This is a genomic window from Streptomyces sp. 796.1 (assembly GCF_047525675.1).
Classification (GTDB): Bacteria; Actinomycetota; Actinomycetes; order Streptomycetales; family Streptomycetaceae; genus Streptomyces.
Window position 1 is genome coordinate 97,793 of sequence record NZ_JBLIWA010000007.1, and the last position, 23,042, is coordinate 120,834.

Genomic DNA, 23,042 nt, shown 5'->3' on the forward strand with positions numbered 1-23,042 from the left:
TGGCGGTGTGAGCCCCGCCGCTACGCCTGCGGTGAGCTCTGCCGGGTGACCTGCCCTGTGTATCCGGCCAGCCCCGTGAGGTGAGCGAGCCGGCGGGTGCTCCGATGTCGCACGGGGAGCCCGGTCCGCGGGCCGTCCCGGGTCGCGCGTCGGCTCCGGCGGTCCGCCGACCGCCGGTCCGTGCGGACCCCGGGTCCGCCGGGGCGGCATCGGTCGCGCCGTACCCCGTGGCGAGCGAACACAATGAGAGGGAGAGCCAACGTGCCTCGTACCGCTAGGGAAGTCGTCTTCGTCGACGGCGTCCGCACCCCGTTCGGCAAGGCGGGCCCCAAGGGCATCTACCACGAGACCCGCGCTGACGACCTGATCGTCAAGTGCATCCGGGAGCTGCTGCGCCGCAACCCCACGCTGGCGCCCGAGCGGATCGACGAGGTGGCCGTGGCCGCCACCACCCAGATCGGCGACCAGGGCCTGACGCTCGGCCGCACCGCCGGCATCCTGGCGGGGCTGCCGCAGAGCGTGCCCGGCTACTCCATCGACCGGATGTGCGCCGGCGCCATGACGGCCGTGACCACCACCGCCGGCTCGATCAGCTTCGGCGCGTACGACGTGGTGGTCGCCGGTGGCGTGGAGCACATGGGGCGGCACCCGATGGGCGAGGGCGTGGACCCGCACCCGCGGTTCGTCGCCGAGAAGCTGGTGGACGAGTCCGCCCTGTTCATGGGCATGACGGCGGAGAACCTGCACGACCGGCTGCCGCACCTGAGCCGGCAGCGGGCCGACGAGTACGCGGTGCGCAGCCAGGAGAAGGCCGCCAAGGCGTACGCGAACGGCAAGATCCAGCAGGACCTGGTGCCGATCTCGATCCGGCGCACCAGCCCGGAGGGCGGCGAGACCGGTTGGGGCCTGGCCACCGCCGACGAGCCGATGCGCCCGGGCACCACGCTGGCGAACCTGGCGGGCCTGAAGACCCCCTTCCGTCCGCACGGCCGGGTCACCGCCGGCAACGCGGCCGGCCTCAACGACGGCGCCACCGCCTCGCTGATCGCCGCCGAGGACGTGGCCCGCGAGCTGGGCCTGCCGGTGAAGATGCGGCTGGTCTCGTACGCGTTCGTGGGTGTGGAGCCGGAGGTCATGGGCATCGGCCCGATCCCGGCGACCGAGAAGGCACTCGCCAAGGCGGGCCTGACGATCGACGACATCGGCCTGTTCGAGATCAACGAGGCGTTCGCGGTGCAGGTGCTCTCGCTCCTGGACCACTACGGCATCGCCGACGACGACCCGCGGGTCAACCAGTACGGCGGCGCCATCGCCTTCGGCCACCCGCTGGCCTCCTCCGGCGTGCGGCTGATGACGCAGCTCGCCCGGCAGTTCGAGGAGCAGCCGCAGGTGCGGTACGGCATCACCACCATGTGCGTCGGCTTCGGCATGGGCGCCACGGTCATCTGGGAGAACCCCCACTGGGAGGGCAAGTGAGCACCAGCACCACCGAACTCCTGCGGGGCGCGGCCGAGTTGTTTCCCGACGAGGTCGTCACGCAGGCGCACGTGCGCCACCTGGAGCTGCCCGGTGCCGGGCGGTTCGCGCTGATCACCCTGGACAACGGCTTCGACCACACCAAGCCGACCACCTTCGGCCCGCAGTCACTGGCCAACCTGAACGCGGCCATCGACCAGGTGGAGCGGGAGGCCGCGGACGGCGAGATCGTCGGCGTCGGCCTCACCGGCAAGCCGTTCATCTTCGCCGTCGGCGCCGACCTCAAGGGCGTCGAGCTGCTCAAGCAGCACGAGGACGCGCTGGCCATCGGCAAGGGCGGGCACGACGTCTTCAAGCGGCTGTCCCAGCTCGCGGTCCCCAGCTTCACGTACTACAACGGCGCGGCGATGGGCGGCGGCGTCGAGGTCGGTCTGCACTGCACGTACCGCACCGTCTCCCGAGCGCTGCCGGCGTTCTCGCTGCCCGAGGTCTTCCTCGGCCTGGTGCCCGGCTGGGGCGGCTGCACGCTGCTGCCGAACCTGATCGGCGCCGACCGCGCGATCACCGTCATCATCGAGAACGCGCTCAACCAGAACCGGCAGCTCAAGGGCGCCCAGGTGTTCGAGCTGGGCATCGCCGACGCGATCTTCGACGGCGCCGACTTCCTTGAGCAGTCGCTGCTGTGGACCGCGTCGGTGCTGCGCGGCGACACCGAGGTCGTACGGGCCGACGTGGACCGCGGCGAGGCGTGGGACCGGGCGATCGAGCGCGGTCGGGGCATCGCGGACGGCAAGGTGCACGGCGCGGCGCCGGCCGCCTACCGGGCGCTGGACCTGATGGCCGCGGCCAAGAACGGCGACCTGCGGCAGGGCTTCGACGCCGAGGACCAGGCGCTCGCCGACCTGATCATGGGCGGCGAGCTGCGGTCCGGCATCTACGCGTTCAACCTGGTGCAGAAGCGCGCCAAGCGGCCTGCCGGCGCCCCCGACAAGTCGCTGGCCCGCCCGGTGAACAAGGTCGGCGTGGTCGGCGCGGGGCTGATGGCCTCGCAGCTCGCGCTGCTGTTCGTGCGCCGCCTCCAGGTGCCGGTGGTGCTCACCGACATCGACCAGGAGCGGGTGGACAAGGGCGTCGCGTACGTCCACGGCGAGATCGACAAGCTGCTGCTCAAGGGCCGGGTCAACCAGGACCAGGGCAACCGGCTCAAGGCCCTGGTGACCGGATCGCTGGACAAGGCCGCCGCGTTCGGCGACGCGGACTTCGTCATCGAGGCCGTCTTCGAGGAGATGGGCGTCAAGCAGAAGGTGTTCGCCGAGGTCGAGGCGGTCGTGCCGGAGCACGCCATCCTGGCCACGAACACCTCCTCGCTCTCGGTCAGCGAGATGGCCTCCCAACTCGCCCACCCGGAGCGGGTCGTCGGCTTCCACTTCTTCAACCCGGTGGCGATCCTGCCGCTGCTTGAGATCGTGCGCGCCGAGCAGACCGACGACGCGTCGCTGGCCACCGCGTTCGCGGTCGCAAGGACGTTGAAGAAGACCGCGGTACTGGTCAAGGACGCCCCGGCGTTCGTCGTCAACCGCATCCTCACCCGCTTCATGGGCGAGATCCAGAACGTCATCGACGAGGGCACCCCGGTGGCCACCGCGGAGCGCGCCGTGGAGCCGCTCGGACTGCCGATGTCCCCGCTGGTGCTGCTGGAGCTGGTGGGCCCGGCGATCGGCCTGCACGTGTCGGAGACCCTGAACCGGGCCTTCCCCGACCGCTTCACGGTCTCGCCGAACCTCAAGGCCGTCGTGGCCGCCGGCAAGCGCGGCTTCTACGTGTACGACTCGGGCACCCCCGAACTCGACCCGGAGGTCGCCGCGCTGCTCCAGCAGGGCGACACCGTGCTGAGCGAGGAGCAGGTGCGCGAGCGGGTGCTGGACGCCGTCGCGCAGGAGATCGGCCTGATGCTGGACGAGGGCGTGGTTGCGGCGGCGCAGGACATCGACCTGTGCCTGATCACCGGCGCCGGCTGGCCCTTCCACCTGGGCGGCATCACCCCGTACCTGGACCGTACGGGCGTCTCCGAGCGGGTCATCGGCAAGCGCTTCCTGGCCCCGGGCCTGGCGAGCGTCCCGCAGTAGCGCGACACGCCACCACCTGACCGGGGAGCGGGCACACGCACGAGGCGTGTGGCCGCTCCCCGGTCGGCGTTTTCTTGAGGGGAGGCTAGACCACCGTCCAGGCGTCCAGCGCGAGCCCGGGTTCCGTCGTCTTCTGTCGGGTGACCAGCAGTTCGCGGCCGGGGCCGAGCGCGGCCAGGACGACCCGTCCGTAGCCGTCGAGCGCGAGGGCCGGATCGGTGAGGCCGGGCTCGCCGGTGGGCGTCCAGTAGGCGCCAGCGGCCTCGTTCTCGGTGGGGTAGGCGGCGACCGCCAGGCGTCTGGTCCCCGGCTCGTGCTGGGCCAGCACCGTGCAGTCGTAGCCGTAGACGGGCGCCTGGATGACCGCCGCCGGGCCCTCGCCGGCCGCGCCGCCCAGCGACACGGGCTCGGCGTCCGCGCCGGGCCGGTAGGCGACGATCTCCCGGGTGTCCGCGTCCCGCCAGTAGTGGGTGAGGGAGTCACGGCCGGTCTGGACGCCCGACGCGGAGCCCGGCAGCGGGTTCACGTCGAGGTTGGCGCCGCGCTTGAGGCCGCCGCCTGGCTCGGTCATGTACCAGCGCAGGGCCGCGCCGGTGGCCGGCGCGAAGAACTCGACCCGGCCCTCCTTGGTGGCGACCGTGGACACGCCATCGGTGACGTTGCTGCCCTTGAAGTCGACCCAGCCGCTCCACTTGCCCTTGGCGTCCTGCCGGCGGGCGCTGATGCCGCCGCCCGCGTTGCGGACCACGACGTGCAGGGCGCCCTCCTTGCCGACGACGGTGGAGACCACCGTCACGCGCCGCGCCCGCTCGGCGTCCTTGGGGTGCGGGGTGCCCAGCGAGTGCCAGACCGTGGTCGGCCGCCCCGTCTGGTACTGGGTGGCGTGCACCACGTCCACGTCGATCTGGTCATCGGGGGCCCGCTTCTCGCGCAGCCCGACCAGATGGACGTAACCGTCCGACCCCTGGCCGATGGAACAGGCGGTCAGACCCGGCACGTCGAGCCACTCGGGCCCGGTCCAGTTCGGCCCTCCGGGACGGGTCTCCGTCCAGCGGGCGATGCCGCCTGCCGCCGGGGCGTAGGCCGAGAGCCTGCCGTCCTTTCCGCGCAGCAACCGCAACACCATGGTTCGCAGACAACCTTCCCTCTTGTAACACCGACCATAGTATTTTGCCTGGCCCAGGGCGCCGCGTGCCCTCTCCAGGGCAATACGGCCCCGACGCCCTGATCGTGCCAGGCTGAGCGCATGAAGGCACTCGTGGTGGTGGACGCGGCGAACGTGGTCGGCTCCGTACCCGACGGATGGTGGCGCGATCGGCACGGCGCCGCCGAGCGCCTGCGGGACGCGTTGGCGACCCTGGCCGACGCTGGGTTGCCCGCCCGCGCGGACGTGCCCGGCTGGGCGCAGGAGGGCCCCGTAGAGGTCGTGCTCGTGGTCGAAGGCCGGGCGCGTGGCGTGGAATCGACGCCGGTCGTACGGGTCGAGTCGGCGCCCGGCAGTGGCGATGATCACATCGTGGCGGTGGTCGCCGCCCGTGCCCCGGACCGCCCCTGCCTGGTGGTCACCGCCGACCGCGAACTGCGGCAGCGGGTGGGCGCGTTGGGCGCGGACGTGGCGGGGCCGCGGGCGGTCCGTTCGTAACGCGGGCGGTCAGCTCGTGGGCGGGAGCGGGCGGGCCGGAGCGGGCAGGCGGGCGCGGGCGGGCGCATACGGGGGCCTGCCGGCGGGAGCGAGCGGGGAGCCTGCCCGGCGGGAGCAGGCGGCCGGGTGGGGCGCGGGCCGGTGCGCGGGCCCGCGCGGCGGCGCTATGACTCGCCGGTGATCCGGGCCGACCCGATGGTCGCCGCGGCGATCGTCCTGGCCGCGGTCCGGGTCGTCGAGCTGGAGTTCAGGCTGGTCAGCGACGGCTGGTTGAGCGCGTGGACGACGAACTCGTAGGTGTTCACCGTGGAGGGCGAGCACGGCCCCTGGTAGCCGAAGAGGCTCGCGCTGCCGCGGTAGTAGACCTGCCGGGACCCCGCCGGGGTCGAGGGCTGGTACACGTGGTCGACGTTCTGCGGGAGCGAGGTCGCCTGCGCGGGGATGTCGTAGATGACCCAGTGGATGAGGCTGGCGTTGTCGAGGTCCCGCATGACGATCGCATAGCTCTTGGCGCCGGCCGGAGCGCCCGACCAGTTCAGGGCGGGGGATTCGTTGCGCTTGCCGGGGTCGCTCCCGCCGCCACTGGTGCACTCGTGGACCTTGGGTATGACGCCGCCGTCGGCGAATGCGGTGCTGGACAGGGCGAATGCGTTCCCGGTCGACGGGTTCGACAGGTTCGACCGAGCTGCTGAAGCCGGTGAAGCCGGCGCGGCAGTGGCTGGCGAGAGGCTGGTGGCCCCGATGAAGAGCAGGGCGCAGAGCGTGATTTTTGCACTTCTCACTGGAGGCTCCCGAGATGCTCGTGATCGCTGAGGTGTCCGTGGCGTGAGAGTGGTATGCGTACGGCAGGACCAGCTTAGGCACTCGCGAATCTGACGCCATGTCACTTACCGGTCGGGTCACGGTACTTTTCGCCTTCCGCTCCGTCGTCCCGGACGGAACCGTCCTCGTGACGGCGCCGACGCGGGTGCGGTGGCGGGAGAGCCGCCGGTCGGGGCCGCGGGACACTGGGCGGGCCGTGAATGAATCGGACGCGAAAGGGCGGCGACGATGCCGAGCGAGGACCGCGGAACAAGCGAATTCCACGAGGTGTGGGAACGCCTGGAAACCTGGCTGGAACTGCACGCTCCGGATGACTACCGCGCCCTTCGGGCACCCGCATCCGACGCGGCGATCAATTCCGTCACGGACGGCGCGTTCCCGCTGTGCGACGAGTTGCGCGCGCTCTTACGACACCACGACGGGGTGCCGCTCCTGCGCAGCGCGGGCGATCCCGGTTCCTTCCTCCCCGGCACCCGCGGGCTCTACGGGACGCAGCGCCTACGTGCGGGGCACCAGCACATGAGGGAAAACGTCTCGTGGAGCATCGAAGAGGAAACAAGCAGCCTGGTCATCGGCGAGACGGCGCACACCCACTGGATACCGTTCGCGGGCGACGTCACGGGGCAGGAACTCGTCGTCGACCACCGCCCGGGCGCCACCTACGGCCAGGTGCTGGAATACGACGACGAGTACTGCCGGTACGAGCCGCGATGGCGGAGCCTGACGCACTTCTTCGGCGAGGTGGCGGACGCGCTGGAGACCATGAGCCGCATTGACCACTACCTACCGCAGATACGCGAGGACTCACTGAGCGTCGAATGGCGTGTCGGCTGACTTCAGTGGGGTGGGGAGCAGGCATGGCGCCTGCTCCCCACCGTGCTCACTTCATGTCAAAGGCGCACCGCACGTCCATGACGCGGGCTCTGCTTCAGCTACGCGGGCGAATGACGCACACGCTGCTGGTGTCGCATCCTTCGAGCTCCGGGACCTCGATGTAGTACGGATCGTCGTCCTGTACCCGCATATTCTTGGTGAAGGTGGCGAGGCCCCCGGCGCGCCCGGCGTCCATGTTCTGCTTCGCGGGCATGGAAGCTCGCGCACAGATGGCACTCCAGTTGGGCAACTCCTCCCTGTCATCGTCGTACAGGCGCCACCCGTCGCTCTCCTTCTTCGCATAGAGCTGGACGCACGACTTTCCGTGTGGCAGTTTCTGCCCACCGCTCTGTTTGGTGGTGGCGAAGGGGTACTCGTCGCACTGCACCCCTTCGGCGTCGGGCGTGGCGTCCGGGTGTGCGCTCCAACGGTTCTCCTGGCCCCCCAGGTTGCAGATCACCTCGCGGTTCCTATCGCTGACGGCCTTGGTTCCCTCCCGACGGAGCGGGCTCTTGTGCCGCTTGCTCCCCGGGTGGGAATCGAGTCCCTCGCGCATCAGCCAGTAGTAGGCCGCCGCCGCAGGGTACTGATAGGTATTGGTCTTGAATGTCGGGCGGTAGTCCTTGAAGACGCACCCCTTGGTGTCCTTGGGAAAGACGGAGTCGCATCGGATGGGGCCCATCGACGCAGAGTCCCACGAGCCGAAGTCGATGACTTTCTCGGTGCCCGGAACCTGCATGTCAATCTGAGTCTGAACCCGGTGCTCGTGAGTATATCCGGGTATCAGCAGGTCGCCCGACTGGTGCCCCCGGACAGCCGATGCCTGGTGGAACTCCCCCATTACCCAGGTGGGCTTGCCCTGCCAGGTGGGAGCGGGCGCTGGCGGGGTGTTCGTGGTGTCACACTTGCCCTGCGGGGTGCAACTGGAAGTCCACTCTTTAATGGAGATGGGAGGCATTGCCCCCGTATAACTGACGGGCTTGAAGGTGATGCTGTCGAGGAACTGGCTCTCGTTCCCGCGCAGTTTGAATTCCTGTACGAAAGAGAAGACGACCGTGCCCAGGAGCGAAAGGGTGTCGGGGTCCAGATAAAGGACCGGCCACTGGTCCCGATAGCACCCCTCGTAGCGCTTGATCTCGTACTTGTGCCTCATCTTGTCGCACCAGGGATTCAGGTTGCTCTTCGGCTGGGCCGGGTCTGTCACGTCCTTCAGGTCCGGCGCCTTCCTTGCGGCTTCGGCGCAGATTTTTCGGTCCACTTCGGCCGTACTGCTGCACACCACCCGCTGGGCCACCGCGACGGGGCCGTCGTTCCCCTGGGGCTCCTGGACGCTGTAGTCCGGGTCCGGTGCGTTCGGATCCGGGTCGGGGACCTTGACCTCGGGCAGAGTCGGGAAGTTGCCGGGCTCGAAGGCGACGGCGTCGAAGGCTATGTCCTGGTCGCCCGTACCGTCCGAGGTGATCGTGGTGAGCCGGACCTGCGGGTTGCTGTCGTTGAACCGATAGGCCCCGAGCGGTACCCACCGGTTCTTGTTGCCCTTCTGGGAAAGGAGCTTCGTCCGCCAGCCCTGTTTCCCCTTCACCTCGTACCGCGCCTGTTCGGTCTGTGCACCGTGATCAGGGAGGTGCACCCACACTCTGGCCGTGCCGTTGATGGGCTTGTTCAGCGTCCACGTTCCCGTGACCTTGAGTCGCTGGCCCTCGACGTCGGACTGACGAGTATGGGCGAACCAGAAGTGCCCCCCGTATCCAGCGCCGAGCTGATGGGTGTCGATCTTGGCCGGGAGGTGTGCCTCCACCCCGTTGTTCATGAAGTCGAAGCTGAAGCTGCCGGACCCGGCCTGCCGGGGGCAATCCGGGCGGATCGAGGGAATGTTGTCGGGGACGTCATCGACGATCAGCGCCTTGCCGGGGAGTCCGGCGGTGGAGCAGTTCGGCGGATAGGCGGTGCCGTCCGCTTCTTCCTTGTAGGTGTCGTTGAACCGCAGGATCTCGTTGCCGCACTCCGCCTTGGTGCAGTCCTTCCATTTGACGGGTTGCGACCACCAGCACTTCAGGTCCGCACGCGTACAGGCGCCGAGCCCCGGTTCGTTCTGGTCGTTCGGCCCGATCTTGCTCGGATCGCATGTGTTCGCAGTCGTGCAGAAAAGCTTCTCCGACGGCTTCATGGCCATGCGGAGCTCGTTGCTGTTCCACCACGCCTGCCGGAAGCCGAGCACCATGGTGCCGGGGGATTCCAGGGCCTGGAGCGGACGGGCGGCCCAGCCGATGACCTTTTCCTGGTACGGCCAGTCCTGCGGGTGCGCGGCATGCGAGTAGTCGTCTCCCGTGCCGCTCGCATTGGAGAGGAACGGCGTACGGTTGGCCTTCCAGAGCGGGTTGGCGGGGTTGTTCGTGAAACCCACCCCCCACAGGCCGTCGTTCTTGGCGGCGTCGGCCTTCCGGTAGTAGCCGGAGTTGTAGGCCCACAAGGCGAAGAACCAATTCTCCAGGTACTTGGGGTCACCGCCGTTGACGGTCATCCCGTCCTTGCGGGTCAGGTTCCACTTGTCGGCCAGGATGTTGACGCCGGCGGCGACGTTCGCGGTGTAGTCCAGCGCCACGGCCTCCTGCTGGAGCGTGGTCAGGGGCTTCTCCCCCGGCTTCTCCTTGCCGTGCACGCGCATGCCGTCGGTGACCTGGGTGATGCCGTAACCGCAGTCCGCCTCGGCCCAGTCGATGCCCCACGGGTCGGTCTGCTCGCCGTCAGCCGCGTATTTGATGCCGTAGTAGTTGCCGATCAGCGGATTTCCGGTCACTCCGGGCACGACGACGCGGGACGCCTGCCACATGTTGGATTCCTGTGCGGTGATGCCGAGCATGATCTGTGCGGGAATCCGTCCGCCGCCCTCCAACGCCTTGAGGGGGAAGAGGCTCTGCGGCTGATAGGCGCCCATGCCCAGGTTCTTCCAATTCGCCGGGCGCGATATGTGCTTGTTCAGGTTGTTGGTGATGGCCTGGTCCACGGCCCACTCGACTTGGCGGGGCTTGGGCTGCATGGCCTGCTTGCGCACGTCGTTGCGCGGGACGGAGCAGTACCGCTCGTCCTCGACGGGGTTGTTCGGGGAACCCGCCGCGGCCACCGAGCGCCTCGTACCGGACGGGGCCTTGCCGCCCGGGAGGGCCGGGGAGCGGGCGTTCCCCCCGCCCTTCGGACGCTTGACGGCCTCACCTGGCGTGACCCGGAAGGCGGCCCGCTCCCCCGTGGCCAGCACCTTCAGGTCGATGCTCGCCGGCCGCGCCCCCGTGGGGTCCGGTGCGGCGCTCCGGGAGCCCTTGCCCGTCACCCAGGCCGTTTCGGTCACCAGTGCAGCGCCGCGGGTCGTCGCGTGGGCGCCCGCGGGGATGTCGGTGCGGCGCTTGACCGTGCTGGGCATGGGGCCGACGGCGGTGGTCTCACCCGTGACGAAGACCGTGCCGTCCGCGCTGCTGGTGAGGTCCATCCCGCGCAGCGGGCCGACCGCCAGCACGCGGGGCCTGGCACCAGCCGCGTCCGCCGCCTTGATGTCCTCGGCGGTCAGGCGTTCCACCTCGCCCCGCTCGGCGTTCCCCCGGGCGCGACCGGCCGGCCGGTCGAGGTAGCTCACGCCGCCGTCGGCGTCGGGCCTGAGCAGGAACGGAACCTGGTCGGTCCGGGCGAGCGCCGTACGCCGGCCCGCTCCGTCGATCTTGACGAGCCGGGCGGCGTCGGCCGCGACGATATCCTTGCCCACCGGAACCGCGGAACTGACCTGGCCCTCCAACTCGATGGGCCGGCCGGTCCTGGCGGTCTCCGTGTCGACCGTGACGAGCCGGGTGGCGTTCTTCGTCTCGCCCGCGTACTGGGTCAGGACGGCGGTCTCGGCCGTGCCGCAACCGGGACTGAAGTACGCGAGCGACGCCTGGTGCTTCAGCTTCGTCACCGCGCCGGTCCCGAGGTCCACCACGGCGGTGAAGGCGCCCCGCGCCATCAACTCGGGCTTGTTCGTGAACGTCCGCGGCGCGTAGGCGACGACCGCGCGCCGCCCGGAGCCCGTCACACAGGCATTGCCGATCCACTGGTCCGCGTCGAAGCCGGGTTCTGCAAGCGAGGCGACGGTACGCCAGGCGTACCCGTCCTTCTGGTCCGCGACCAGCAGGTGGAAGCCCAGCGCGTCACCGGTCGTCGTCCAGGCCCGGTCACGGGACCGCTGCCAGTCCTTTCCGAGGATTTCGCTACGGTCAGCCGGATTCACGCTGGAGGATGTCGCGGCCTGGGTGGCGGTGGCCGGCGCCGACGACGGTGCGGCGTTCCCCCGGCCGTCCTCATCGGCCCAGGCCGGCAGGTTGGGAAGTAATCCCACGGTCAGCGCTGCGGCGGCGACGGCCGCGAGCGGAGCTTTCTTTCTCTTTCTTCGGGAATTCAACACGTGCCCCTTCTCTGCGCAGTTGAGAGACAGCGGGCGTCCCGTTGGCGCGCCGTGCGTGCGCCATTCCTCTTCAGTCGCACGGAGCGCGGGACGCCGGGCCGGGTGACGTAGGGCGTGATGTCTGAAGTGAACTGCTGGGACCCATCACGGCGGCTACAGACCCGGGTCACGGAACGCGACCCGCCGCTGGCCCGGGCTCGCCGTGGGCGTGCCGCAGCTACGGGCGAACGCTGCAACAGGCCCCAAGAGGGAGCGTCGTTAACGCCGATTGGGTGACGCCGGCGCGGTACCTGCACGCGGCACCCATCGCGTACAGCCGTGTGGCCTCAAGGGCAGAATGCACACTGGTGAGCCGCACGGGAAAAGCGCGGGCCCCGCGACGTCGCGGGCACGCGTCCGGCGACCTTCCGAAACACCACTGATCGAGCAAACAACAACAAGAGCGTTAATCATCAACATGTCGCAAACTGGCGATCGCCAGCCGAATTACTGCACGCCCTTCCCGCACTGTGCCGCACACCTTGCGGCAGCCTTCACGGCGAATCGGCAGTCCACGGCCCAAAGCGGCCTGGTAGCACACGGCAGTAGAAAAACCTCTCCTTCCACGGTCGTACGGCAAATACAACATCAGAGGCAACCACGTCACTGAGCCCGCATGAGAATCGCAGGTAGCGTGATGACCCGTCAACGGGGCCCGGAAAGTGGGAGCGGTGACTCTCAGGTAGCTACGTCTGAAAAGCGCCACCGCCCGGTGGACCCGTAAAGCAACGTTCAGTTCACTCGGCCCGCTCCGGTCCCACTCCCGTCGAACCCACGGCACGGAAGTCCCGCCGCCGGCCCGGGCGGCCCGCCTCTGCCACGGTTCCTAGTCCGCCCGGTCCTTCGCCGCCCCCAGCCGGCTGTGCGCCCGCCCGTACGCGAAGTAGATCACGGTGCCGACGAGCATCCAGGCCCCGAAGCGGAGCCAGGTCTCCGTGGGGAGGTTGAGCATCAGCCACAGCGACGCCAGTACGGAGGCGATGGGGAGCGCGGGCACCAGCGGGGTGCGGAAGGCGCGGGGCAGGTCGGGGCGGGTGTGGCGGAGGACGACGACGCCGACCGCCACCACGACGAAGGCGAACAGGGTGCCGATGTTCACCAGTTCCGCCAGCTCCGACAGGCTGGTGAAGCCGGCGATGACGGCGACCACCACGCCGAGCAGCACCGTGGAGCGGTACGGGGTGCCGTAGTGCGGGTGGACCCGCGAGAAGGTCCTGGGTAGCAGTCCGTCACGGCTCATCGCGAAGAACACCCGGGACTGGCCGAGCAGCAGGATCAGGCAGACGGTGGTGAGCCCGACCGCGGCGCCGAAGCTGATGAGCCCGGCGTAGAAGGGGTGCCCGGTAGCCTTGAAGGCGTCCGCGAGCGGCGCGTCCACCGTCAGCCGGGTGTACTTCTCCATGCCGGTGACCACCAGGGACACCGCGACGTAGAGCACGGTGCAGACGACGAGCGAGCCGAGCAGGCCGCGGGGCACGTCGCGTTGCGGGTCGCGGGTCTCCTCGGCCGCGGTCGCCACGATGTCGAAGCCGATGAAGGCGAAGAAGACGACGGCCGCCGCGGTGAAGATGCCCTGGACGCCGAAGGTGGTCGGCTCGTACCCGAACATGACCTGGATCAGCGGGGCGGCCAGGCCCGAACCGCGGTCGGCGGTGCCCTCGGCCGGCGGGACGAAGGGGCGCCAGTTGTCGACCTCGATGAAGAACGCCCCGGCCACGATCACCAGCACCACCACCCCCACCTTGACCGCCACGATCAGCGAGGTGATCCGCGCGGACAGCTTCATGCCGGCCACCAGCACCCCGGTGATCACCAGCACCAGCACGAAGGCGAGCAGGTCGAAGCCGACGCCGTCCGCCTCGCCGCCCGACAGCCGGGCCGGCAGGTGCCAGCCGACGTTGTCCATCAGCGAGCGCACGTACCCCGACCAGCCGACGGCCACCACGGCGCAGCCCAGCGCCAACTCCAGCATCAGGTCCCAGCCGATGATCCAGGCCGGGAGTTCGCCGAGCGAGGCGTACGCGAAGGTGTAGGCGGAGCCGGCGACCGGCACGGTGGAGGCGAACTCCGCGTAGCACAGGGCCGCCAGGGCACAGACCAGGCCGGCGGCGAGGAAGGCGAGCGCGACCGCGGGGCCCGCCGTGTTCCTGGCGATCTGGCCGGTCAGGACGAAGATGCCGGTGCCGATGACCACGCCGACCCCGAAGACGGTGAGGTCGAGCGCGGAGAGCGACTTGTTCAGCGCGTGGTCCGGTTCCTCGGTGTCCCGGATGGACTGCTCGACAGATTTCGTCCGGAAATAGCCCCCGGCGTCGCCCCTGGGTACCCGTGCACTCACCGGTGCTCCTTATGGCTCCGCTCCGCCGCGCACCCGACCCGTACCTGGCGCTGCGCGTGTACGCGCCAAGGTCTCGCACGGCGGAGACGGGCCGGCCGCGCACCCCGCCGGCGACCGCACGGTTCACCCGATGGGGTGCGGGGCGACGCGGCGGGGATCGCCCACCCGGAGCAGTGCGGGGAGGGCCGACGGGGGCGGGCGTACGGGTCCGAGCTCAGGCGTACGGGTCCGGCCGGGCCTGCGGTGCGGGGGCTGGGGGTACCGGTGCCGGGCTCGGGCCTGCGGTGCGGGGCCCGGGCGTACGGGTACTGGGCTCGGCCCTGCGGTGCCGGGGGCGGGCGTACGCGTGCAGAGCTCGGACCTGCGGTGCCCGGTCCGCCCGACGCGTGCCGGGCCCGGGCACCACGAAGCCGGGCCGGCCCGGACGGCGGGTGCCGTGGGGGCCGACCCGGCAGCGGTCGGTCGGTGCGCCCGGGCGCCCCTCAGCGGGGGCCGGGCGCCGGGGCTCAGTCGCGCGCCGGCTCCGCCGAGCCGGTGCGGGCGCCGGCGGCGTCCGCCTCGTACCGGCCGTCGATCTGCGCCACCAGGCCGGTCACCTGGCGTGCGATGTCGGGGGCGGTGAGGCCGATCTCGGCCAGCACCTCCTTGCGGGAGGCGTGGTCGAGGAAGCGCGGCGGGATGCCGAAGTCGCGCAGCGGGACGTCCACGCCCGCGTCGCGCAGCGCCTGGGCGATGGCGGAGCCGACGCCGCCGACCCGGCTGTTGTCCTCGACGGTGACGACCACCCGGTGCCGCTCGGCCAGCGCCGGCATCGCCTCGTCCACCGGCTTGACCCAACGCGGGTCGACCACGGTGGTCGAGATGCCCTGCTTGTCCAGGAGGTCGGCGACCTCAAGGCACATCGGGGCGAGGGCGCCCACCGAGACGAGCAGCACGTCGGCGCGCCCGGCGGCGCGGCCCTCGGGGGCCGGCTCGCGCAGGATGTCCATGCCGCCGATCCGGTCCACGGCCTGCACGGCCGGGCCCACCGCGCCCTTGGAATAGCGCACCACGGTCGGCGCGTCGGTAACCTCCACGGCCTCCCGGAGCTGGGCGCGGACCTGGTCGGCGTCGCGCGGCGCGGCCAGCCGCAGCCCCGGCACCACCTGGAGGATGGACATGTCCCACATGCCGTTGTGCGAGGCGCCGTCGGTGCCGGTGATCCCGGCCCGGTCCAGCACGAAGGTGACCCCGCACTTGTGCAGCGCCACGTCCATCAGGACCTGGTCGAAGGCGCGGTTGAGGAAGGTCGCGTAGACGGCGAAGACCGGGTGCAGGCCGCCGGTGGCCAGGCCCGCAGCCGAGACCGCCGCGTGCTGCTCGGCGATGCCGACGTCGAAGACCCGGTCGGGGAACTCCTTGGCGAACTTCTCCAGGCCCACCGGCTGGAGCATGGCCGCCGTGATCGCCACGATGTCCTTGCGCTCCTTGCCGAGCTTGACCATCTCCTCGCCGAAGACCGAGGTCCAGTCGGCGCCCGAGTTGGAGATCGGCAGTCCGGTGTCGGGGTGGATCTTGCCCACCGCGTGGAAGCGGTCGGCCTCGTCCTGGAGGGCGGGCGTGTACCCGCGGCCCTTCTCGGTGAGGCAGTGCACGATCACCGGGCCGCCGAACCGCTTGGCCCGCTCCAGCGCCGACTCCAGCGCCTCGATGTCGTGGCCGTCGATCGGGCCGACGTACTTCAGACCCAGGTCCTCGAACATGCCCTGCGGCGCGATGAAGTCCTTGAGGCCCTTCTTGGCGCCGTGCAGCGTGCCGTACAGCGGGCGGCCGACGACCGGGGTGCGCTCCAGGAGGTCCTTGCCGCGGGCGAGGAAGCGCTCGTAGCCGTCGGTGGTGCGCAGCGTCGCGAGGTGGTTGGCGAGGCCGCCGATGGTCGGCGCGTACGAACGCTCGTTGTCGTTGACGACGATGACCAGCGGACGGTCCTTGGCCACCGCGATGTTGTTCAGGGCCTCCCAGGCCATGCCGCCGGTCAGCGCGCCGTCGCCGATGACGGCGACGACGTGGTCCTTCTTGCGGAGGATCTCGTTGGCCTTGGCGATGCCCTCGGCCCAGCCGAGGACGGTGGAGGCGTGGCTGTTCTCGATGACGTCGTGCTCGGACTCGGCGCGCGAGGGGTAGCCGGAGAGGCCGCCCTTGCCCTTGAGCTTGGAGAAGTCCTGCCGGCCCGTGAGGAGTTTGTGCACGTAGGACTGGTGTCCGGTGTCGAAGAGCACCCGGTCCTTCGGGGAGTCGAAGACACGGTGCAGGGCGATGGTGAGCTCCACCACGCCGAGGTTGGGTCCGAGGTGCCCGCCGGTCTTGGAGACGGCTTCCACGAGGAAGGAGCGGATCTCCGTCGCCAGCTCGTCCAGTTGCTCGGTACTGAACTTGTCGAGGTCGCGTGGCCGCTTGACCCGGCTCAGCAGTCGCCACCCGTCCGCTGCCTCCGCACGCGCTGCACGCGGCTCCTTCGGCACTTGCGCCTCCTTGGTGTAAAGCTGTCGAGCCTTGCCGGTCTGACGAGTCTAATGTTCCGCACTTATCGGTGATGTCGAGAGGATGCGATGTAACTCACGCGAGTGGTCTACTTCCCGTGCGGGACGCGGCTCGACCGCGCGTGCGTACCGTGCGCCCGGCGGAACGGGGCAGGCGCCCCGGGCCCGACACCCGGCCGACCACCCCCGGAGCGGCCCCTAGCGCCCCCGACGGGCGACGCGCGGACGGGGCACAGATGGTGTATGGGGGCGGGTGGGGCGTAGGGGGCAGCATTCGGGCTGCATCTGGGCTGCATCCGGACTGCATTCGGGCTACGCACCGGCTGCGTACGAGCGATGCGCGGCACGGGCCCGCACGCGGCGGCCGGCCGACCGCGGGCAGCGGGCAGCGGGCAGCGGGCCACAGACCGGACCGCCGGCCACGACCCACGGCCCACCCGACCACCAACGCCGTACGCCCTAGCCCCGGCCCGCCACTAGCCGCGGCCCGCCGACCGCTGGGTGCGGCGCGCGACCGAGTCGATCACCACGGCCGCCAGCAGCACACCACCGGTGATCATGTACTGCACGGACGCCTCGATGCCCAGCAGCGTCATGCCGGAGGCGATGGAGCCGATCACCAACATGCCGAGCAGCGCCGACCAGACGCTGCCCCGGCCGCCGAAGAGGCTGGTGCCGCCGATCACGGCCGCGGCGATGGCCTCCATCAGCAGGTTCCCGGTGCCGGCGCCCTGGTTGGCGGCGGCGATCCGGGAGGCGATGAAGAGGCCACCGACCGAGGCCATCAGCCCGGAGACGGCGAAGACGGCGATGCGTACGAAGGTGACGTTGATGCCCGCCCGGCGCGCCGCCTCCACGCCGCCGCCCACCGCGAAGACCTGGCGCCCGAAGCGGGTGCGGCGCAGCAACACGTCGTAGCCGATGAGCACCACCAGGAAGATCAGCAGGGCCAGCGGCAGCCCCTTGTACTCGTTGAGCCGCCAGGCCGCCGCGAAGGCGAGGACGGCCAGCACGCCGGTGCGCGCCAGGATCTCGCCGAGCGGCCGGTGCGGCACGCCCGCGGCCCGGCGGCGGTGGGCGTCCAGGAGCTGGGCGGCGAGGAATCCGGCGACGGCGAGCCCGGCGACGCCGTAGGCCACCGCGATGTAGACGAAGTAGTGGCTGGTGAGGTTGACGATGAAGCTGTCGCGATCGAGGTTGATGGTGCCGGTGGTGCCCAGCACCTGGAGCATCAGGCCGTTCCAGGCCAGCAGCCCGGCCAGCGTCACCACGAACGCCGGCACCCCGATGCGGGCGAAGAAGAAGCCGTGCACCGCGCCGGCCACCGCCCCGGAGGCGAGGGCGACGAGGATCGCGAGCCCCTCGGGCACGCCCTCGTTGACGTGCAGTACGGCGACGACGGCGGCGGCGAGGCCGCTGACCGAGCCGACCGACAGGTCGATCTCGCCGAGCAGCAGCACCAGGACGATGCCGACCGAGATCATGCCGGTGCCGACGATGTAGATGGACAGGTCGGAGAGGTTCTTCGGGGAGAGGAAGGCCGAGTCCTGCCACTGGAAGACGGCCCAGATGATCGCCAGCCCGACGACGACGGGCACCGCGCCGAGTTCACCGCCGCGCAGCTTGCGGCCGAACTCCTGCACGTACCCCGCGAGGCCGCGCTCGCGGACCAGCAGCCGGGGGTCGACGGCGGCGATCGCGCCGGGGGCCGCGGGCTCGCCCTCGATGGCCGGTCCTGCCGCCGGTTCCGCCGGCGGGTCCGCAGCGGGGACACCGGATGCGGGCGGATCGGCGTGCGCGGCGGCGTGCGGAGGTGCGGTGGACGGGCGCGGCTCGTCGGCCGCGCCGTCGGCCGGCTTGTCCAGATCGGGGCTCACGCGAGGTCCTCCGGGTCCGAGATACGGGCCTTACGGCGGGTGACAGCGTTGTCGGTGGCGCCGGTGATCGCGGCGATGATCTCCTCCTGTGAGGTGCTCCGAACGTCGAAGGTGCCGTTGTTGCGGCCCAGCCGCAGCACCGCCACCCGGTCGGCCACCGCCTTGACGTCGGCCATGTTGTGGCTGATGAGGATCACCGCGAGGCCGCGCTCACGCAGCCGCTCCACCAGGTCGAGCACCTGGGCGGTCTGCTCGACGCCCAGCGCCGCGGTCGGCTCGTCCAAGATCACCAGGCCGGGTTCGCCCAGCATGGAGCGGGCGATGGCCACCGTCTGGCGCTGCCCGCCGGAGAGCGCGGCGATGGGGATGCGCACGCTGGGGATGCGGATGGACAGCGTCCGGAGCAGTTCGCGGGCCCGGCGCTCCATCTCGACCTCGTCCAGGATGCCGGCGCGGGTGAGCTCCCGGCCGAGGAAGAGGTTGCCGACCACGTCGATGTTGTCGCAGAGCGCGAGGTCCTGGTAGACCGTCGCGACGCCGAGCGCCTGGGCGTCGTGCGGGCGCTCGACCCGGACCCGCCGGCCGCGCCACTCGATCACCCCGCCGTCCGCGGGGCCGACCCCGGCGACCGTCTTGACCAGGGTGGACTTGCCGGCGCCGTTGTCGCCCACCAGGGCGACCACCTCGCCGGCGTGGACCTCCAGATCGACGTCGGTGAGCGCCTGGACGGCACCGAACCGTTTGGAGATCCCGCGCAACGCCAGTACGGGCGTAGCGGTCACGTCAACCATCTCCTTCGCCGCCCGTCGGGGCGGGTCTGCGCCGCACCGCCGGGGCGGGCGCGTCGAAGCCGGGTGCCCGGCCGGGGCCCGGCCGCGGTGGGCAGGGGCGGGGGCTAGCGCAGTCCGGCCCGCTCGCAGGCGGCCCGGTACCTGGGCGTGCAGATCTTGCCCAGCGGGTAGAGGCGGTCCTTGACCACGGTGTCCTTGATGTTGTCCACGGTCAGCGCGACCGGGGGGATCAGCGTGGCGGGGACGTCCTGCTCGGTCGGGCTGTCCACGGTGGTCTTCGCCGGCACGTCCTCGCCCCAGCCGAGCGCCACCGCCATCTCGGCCGCGGTCCTGGCCTCGACCTTGTACGACTTGTAGACGCTCATGAACTGCTCACCCGCGACGATGCGCTGCACGGCGGCGAGCTCCGCGTCCTGCCCGGTCACCGGCGGGATCGTGGCGAACCCGCCGTGCTGGAGCGCGGTGATCGCGCCGCCCGCCATGCCGTCGTTGGCCGCGTACACGCCGACGATCCGGTCCTTGCCGAGCGAGGAGATCGCGCCGTTCATGCTGTCGTGGGCGAGGTTGGGCAGCCACTTCTCCACGTCGTAGGACTTGCCGACCTTGACCTTGCCGCGGAAGACGGAGAGCGCCCCCTCCTTGTACATGGCGGCGTTCGGGTCGGCCTCCCAGCCGTTGAGCATGACGATCTGGCCGCGGTCGACCTTGCTGCCCATCTCCTCCAGCAGCGACCTGGCCTGGACCCGGCCGACCTCCGCGTTGTCGAAGGAGGTGTACGCGGAGATGGGGCCCTCGGCCAGCCGGTCGTAGGCGACCACCGGGATGTCCGCGTCGTGCGCCTTCTCGACGGAGCTGGCGATGGACTTGGAGTCCACCGCGTCCAGAACGATCACGTCGACGTCCTTGGTGATCATGGAGTCGACCTGTTGCTGTTGGACCGAGGCGTCCGATTTGGCGTTCACGTACTTGACGTCGCAGGCCGAGCAGAGCTCCTTGACCCGCTTCGTGATCAGGGGCTTGTCGAAGTTCTCGTAGCGCGCGGTCTGGTCTTCCGGCAGCAGAAGCCCGATCGTGAGGGGAGCGCCCTGCTGGCGGTCCCGCGACTCCTTGCTGTCCGCCTCCTTGGCCTTGCCGCACGCGGCCAGACCGACGGTGAGGCTGGCCGCGGCGGTGGCGATGACGACACGCCGGAGCGTCGCGTTCATGTGGGGTACCTCCCTGACGCGGCCGTCCGTGCGGCCGAGGTGGCAGGCAGTCAACTCGCCAGTAACTCACGCGTCAAGAAGTAAATCCTTAACGAGATGGCAACGGTGCCATTCGTAACTTATGTGAACGTGGCGACTTCGGTGCACACAACACGAAACCGCCCCCACGCGGGTGCGTGGGGGCGGCTGGGGTACGTGTGGCGGCCGGGGTGTTGGAGTAGCGGTACGCCCGGCCGGGGCGGAGCTGGGCCCGGCGGTCGGGCCAGGGCCGCAGCGGCTACGGTGCGCGCGGCGGGCGGCGCCGGCACCCGGGTCGGCCCAGGCGCCGGGCAGCCCGTGCCGGTCAGGCCAGGGCCGGTGTGCCCGTGGTGAGGGAGCCGTCGAGGAGCGTGGAGTCGCCCATCTCGCTCAGCACCAGGGCCAGCGCGCCGAGCACCTCGGCCCGGCTGCCGAGCGCGCCGGGCAGCACCGAGAGCTGGCGGGCGGCGCTGGGGATCGCGTACCGCGCGACGGAGTCCCGTATCGGGTCGAGCACCAGGTCACCGGCGTCCGCGAGATCGCCGCCGAGCACCACCCGGCTGGGGTTGAGCAGATTGCACAGGTTGGCCACGCCGCTGCCCACGTGCCGGCCGACGTCGGCGATCACCCGGCGGCAGCCGGGGTCGCCGTCCTGGGCGAGCGCCACCATGCGCTCCATGGTCAGGTCGGGGCCGTGGCTTGAGTGCAGCAGCGGCAGTACGTACCGGGCGGCGGTGAAGGTCTCCAGGCAGCCGCGGTTGCCGCAGCGGCACACCGGGCCGGACTCGTCGAGGGTGATGTGGCCGATCTCGCCCGCCGTGCCGCCCGGGCCGCGGTAGATCTGGCCGCTGATCACCAGGCCGGCGCCGACGCCGCTGGCCACCTTGATGTACGCGAGGTCGGCCACGCCCCGGCCGCTGCCCCACACCAGTTCGCCGAGCGCGCCCAGATTGGCGTCGTTGTCCACGTAGACCGGGACGCCGAGCCTGGCCGCGAGGTCATCGCGCGGGTTGGTGCCGGCCCAGCCCGGCAGGATCGCCGTGGAACCGAGCGTTCCGGAGGCCACGTCGATGGGGCCCGGCACGCCGAGCCCCACGCCCACCACCTTGGCCGGGTCGATGCCGCTGACCTCGATCAGGCGGCCGACCAGGTGCTCGGCGCGGTCCATGCCCTGCGCCGCGGAGGCGTCCACGTCCAGCGGTTCGGTCTCCTCGGCGAGCACCTGGTGGGCCAGGTTGCCGACGGCCACCCGCAGGTGGGCGTGGCCGAAGTCGACGCCCACCACGATGCCGGCGTCGCCGCTGAGCGCGACGCTGCGGGCGCGGCGCCCGCCGGCTGAGGTCGGGGTGACCTCGACCGTGCCGCCGTCCTTGAGCTCGCGGACGATGTTGGAGACCGTGGCGGCCGAGAGCCCCGTGGTACGGGCGATCTCCGCCTGGGTGAGCGATCCCGCCATCCGCACCGCGCGGACGACCCGCTCAAGGTTGGCCCGGTGCAGCGATGACTGCGATCCCGGAGTCTCCACGCCCATCCCACTCCTGCCTTGGCGAACGGCTCGCCGGCCGGCCGCCGGCCGGACCACAGGGGCGGGTCCGGCACTGTCTCCAACATGTGAACTCTAAGCTGAGCCGTACTGGTTGTCGCGCGTCAAGTCCGCTCCCCGCCCCCGGCCGCCCGACGGGGGCGGCCCCGGCGACCGGACGGGGCGAGGAGCAGGTGCAGCGGCACCGTAACTCCCAGGGACTCGGCCGTGCGCCGCGGGGTGCCACGGGGCGACCCCGGCCCCGCCGCACCGGGGGGCGGGGCCGGGGCCTGACGGGGCTCCGTGGTCGGGCGGGGCGGGGCGGAACGCGCCGGCGGAGGGCGGGACGGGCCCGGGAGGTGACCGGTGCGCCCGGTGTGGAGGGGTCGACTACTTGAGGGCGCCGGCGGTGAGGCCGGCCTGGACCTGGCGTTGGAAGATGATGTACACCGCAAGGACCGGCAGCATCGCGATCAGCAGGCCGGAGAAGAGCACCGCCCAATCGCCCTTGTACCCCTGGGAGACGGCGAGTTCCACCAGCCCCTGGGGAAGCAGCTTGTCTTCGTCGTCGCCCTGGTTCAGTACGTAGGGCAGCATGTACTGGTTCCACTGGCCGAGGAAGTTGAAGATCCCGATGCTGATCAGTCCGGGCTTGGCCATCGGGAGCATGACCTGGAAGAACGTGCGCGTGTGGGAGGCGCCGTCCAGCATGGCGGCCTCCGCGACGGAGGTCGGCAGCGTCCTGAAGAACGAGGTCAGGAAGAACACCGTGAACGGCAGCGAGTACGCGATGTAGACCAGGATCAGACCGTGCTTGGTGTTGAGCATCTCCATGTTCTGCAACACGAAGTACAGCGGGACCAGCGCCAGCACGATGGGAAAGCTCATCCCGCCCACGAACAGGAAGTAGATGAACCGGTTCCCGCGGAATTCGAACCGGGCCAGTACGTAGGCGGCCATCGCGCCCAGCAGCATCGTGCCGAACAGCGAACCGGCCACCACCACGGCCGAGTTCAGGAAGTACCGCCCCATGTTCGCGGTCTGCCACGCGTCCGACCAGTTCCCGAAGTGCAACGAGGACGGCAGCGACCAGGGCGAGGTGAAGATCTCCTTGTCGGTCTTCAAGGAACTCATCGCCGCCCACAACAGCGGCATCGTCACCAACAGGCCCCACACGGCCAGGATTCCGTGCGAGAACACGTTCAACACGCCACCCGCGTAATCCCGCCGCTCCTTCCCGGTCGGCGCGGACGGTGCGCTGTGGTGGGCCCCGGTAGTCCCTTCCTCCTTGGCCAGGTCCAGTGCGCCGGTGGCCCGGCGTGGTGGTTCTTCGGTCATGGAGCTTCACTCCCCCCGGTACGACGTCGG

General features: G+C 70.6%; 14 protein-coding genes. 4 read left to right on the top strand and 10 right to left on the bottom strand.

The features are described from left to right. Positions 1 to 261 precede the first annotated feature (261 nt). Positions 262 to 1,476, top strand: coding sequence for a thiolase family protein (locus ACMA1D_RS07100; RefSeq protein ID WP_414723018.1), 1,215 nt, complete (start codon positions 262 to 264; stop codon positions 1,474 to 1,476). Beyond that, positions 1,473 to 3,602: a 3-hydroxyacyl-CoA dehydrogenase NAD-binding domain-containing protein gene (locus tag ACMA1D_RS07105; protein ID WP_414723019.1), complete on the top strand. Its 2,130-nt coding sequence runs from the start codon at positions 1,473 to 1,475 to the stop codon at positions 3,600 to 3,602. The genes ACMA1D_RS07100 and ACMA1D_RS07105 overlap by 4 nt, the downstream gene beginning before the upstream one ends. An 85-nt stretch (positions 3,603 to 3,687) precedes the next feature. Here ACMA1D_RS07105 and ACMA1D_RS07110 read toward each other — a convergent pair whose 3' ends face one another. Further along, positions 3,688 to 4,728, bottom strand: coding sequence for a hypothetical protein (locus ACMA1D_RS07110; protein ID WP_414723020.1), 1,041 nt, complete (start codon positions 4,726 to 4,728; stop codon positions 3,688 to 3,690). A gap of 120 nt (positions 4,729 to 4,848) precedes the next feature. Between ACMA1D_RS07110 and ACMA1D_RS07115 the strand changes: the two genes are divergently transcribed. After that, complete coding sequence (locus ACMA1D_RS07115; RefSeq protein WP_414723021.1) at positions 4,849 to 5,244, top strand: NTP pyrophosphohydrolase; 396 nt, start codon at positions 4,849 to 4,851, stop codon at positions 5,242 to 5,244. A 164-nt stretch (positions 5,245 to 5,408) separates the two neighbouring features. Here the strand turns inward: ACMA1D_RS07115 and ACMA1D_RS07120 are convergent, their stop codons facing one another. Then, on the bottom strand, positions 5,409 to 6,026 hold the full coding sequence (locus ACMA1D_RS07120; protein WP_414723022.1) for a YbhB/YbcL family Raf kinase inhibitor-like protein: 618 nt from the start codon (positions 6,024 to 6,026) through the stop codon (positions 5,409 to 5,411). 268 nt (positions 6,027 to 6,294) lie between these two features. Between ACMA1D_RS07120 and ACMA1D_RS07125 the strand changes: the two genes are divergently transcribed. Beyond that, positions 6,295 to 6,900 carry an SMI1/KNR4 family protein gene (locus ACMA1D_RS07125; protein WP_414723023.1) on the top strand — a complete coding sequence of 202 codons (606 nt, stop codon included), beginning with the start codon at positions 6,295 to 6,297 and terminating at the stop codon, positions 6,898 to 6,900. 94 nt (positions 6,901 to 6,994) lie between these two features. Here ACMA1D_RS07125 and ACMA1D_RS07130 read toward each other — a convergent pair whose 3' ends face one another. The 8 genes from ACMA1D_RS07130 to ACMA1D_RS07165 all read right to left on the bottom strand — a co-directional run bounded on the left by ACMA1D_RS07130 (position 6,995) and on the right by ACMA1D_RS07165 (position 23,012). After that, entirely contained in the window at positions 6,995 to 11,365 is a 4,371-nt protein-coding gene (locus ACMA1D_RS07130) for a hypothetical protein (protein WP_414723024.1), read from the bottom strand. Between the two features lie 865 nt (positions 11,366 to 12,230). Further along, positions 12,231 to 13,742, bottom strand: a complete 1,512-nt coding sequence (locus ACMA1D_RS07135; protein WP_414723025.1) for an amino acid permease — start codon at positions 13,740 to 13,742, stop codon at positions 12,231 to 12,233. Between the two features lie 506 nt (positions 13,743 to 14,248). Then, the gene (dxs, locus tag ACMA1D_RS07140) at positions 14,249 to 16,192 is read right to left on the bottom strand and encodes a 1-deoxy-D-xylulose-5-phosphate synthase (RefSeq protein ID WP_414723086.1); all 1,944 of its coding nucleotides are present in this window, start codon (positions 16,190 to 16,192) and stop codon (positions 14,249 to 14,251) included. A 545-nt stretch (positions 16,193 to 16,737) separates the two neighbouring features. Continuing rightward, positions 16,738 to 17,988 carry a sugar ABC transporter permease gene (locus tag ACMA1D_RS07145; RefSeq protein ID WP_414723087.1) on the bottom strand — a complete coding sequence of 417 codons (1,251 nt, stop codon included), beginning with the start codon at positions 17,986 to 17,988 and terminating at the stop codon, positions 16,738 to 16,740. Between the two features lie 146 nt (positions 17,989 to 18,134). Beyond that, positions 18,135 to 18,929 (bottom strand): ATP-binding cassette domain-containing protein, encoded by a 795-nt coding sequence (locus ACMA1D_RS07150; RefSeq protein WP_414723026.1) that lies wholly within the window; start codon positions 18,927 to 18,929, stop codon positions 18,135 to 18,137. Between the two features lie 104 nt (positions 18,930 to 19,033). After that, positions 19,034 to 20,134, bottom strand: coding sequence for a substrate-binding domain-containing protein (locus ACMA1D_RS07155; protein ID WP_414723027.1), 1,101 nt, complete (start codon positions 20,132 to 20,134; stop codon positions 19,034 to 19,036). A 343-nt stretch (positions 20,135 to 20,477) separates the two neighbouring features. Continuing rightward, positions 20,478 to 21,677, bottom strand: coding sequence for an ROK family transcriptional regulator (locus ACMA1D_RS07160; protein ID WP_414723028.1), 1,200 nt, complete (start codon positions 21,675 to 21,677; stop codon positions 20,478 to 20,480). Positions 21,678 to 22,064: 387 nt separating this feature from the next. After that, positions 22,065 to 23,012 (bottom strand): carbohydrate ABC transporter permease, encoded by a 948-nt coding sequence (locus ACMA1D_RS07165; RefSeq protein ID WP_414723029.1) that lies wholly within the window; start codon positions 23,010 to 23,012, stop codon positions 22,065 to 22,067. Positions 23,013 to 23,042 lie beyond the last annotated feature (30 nt).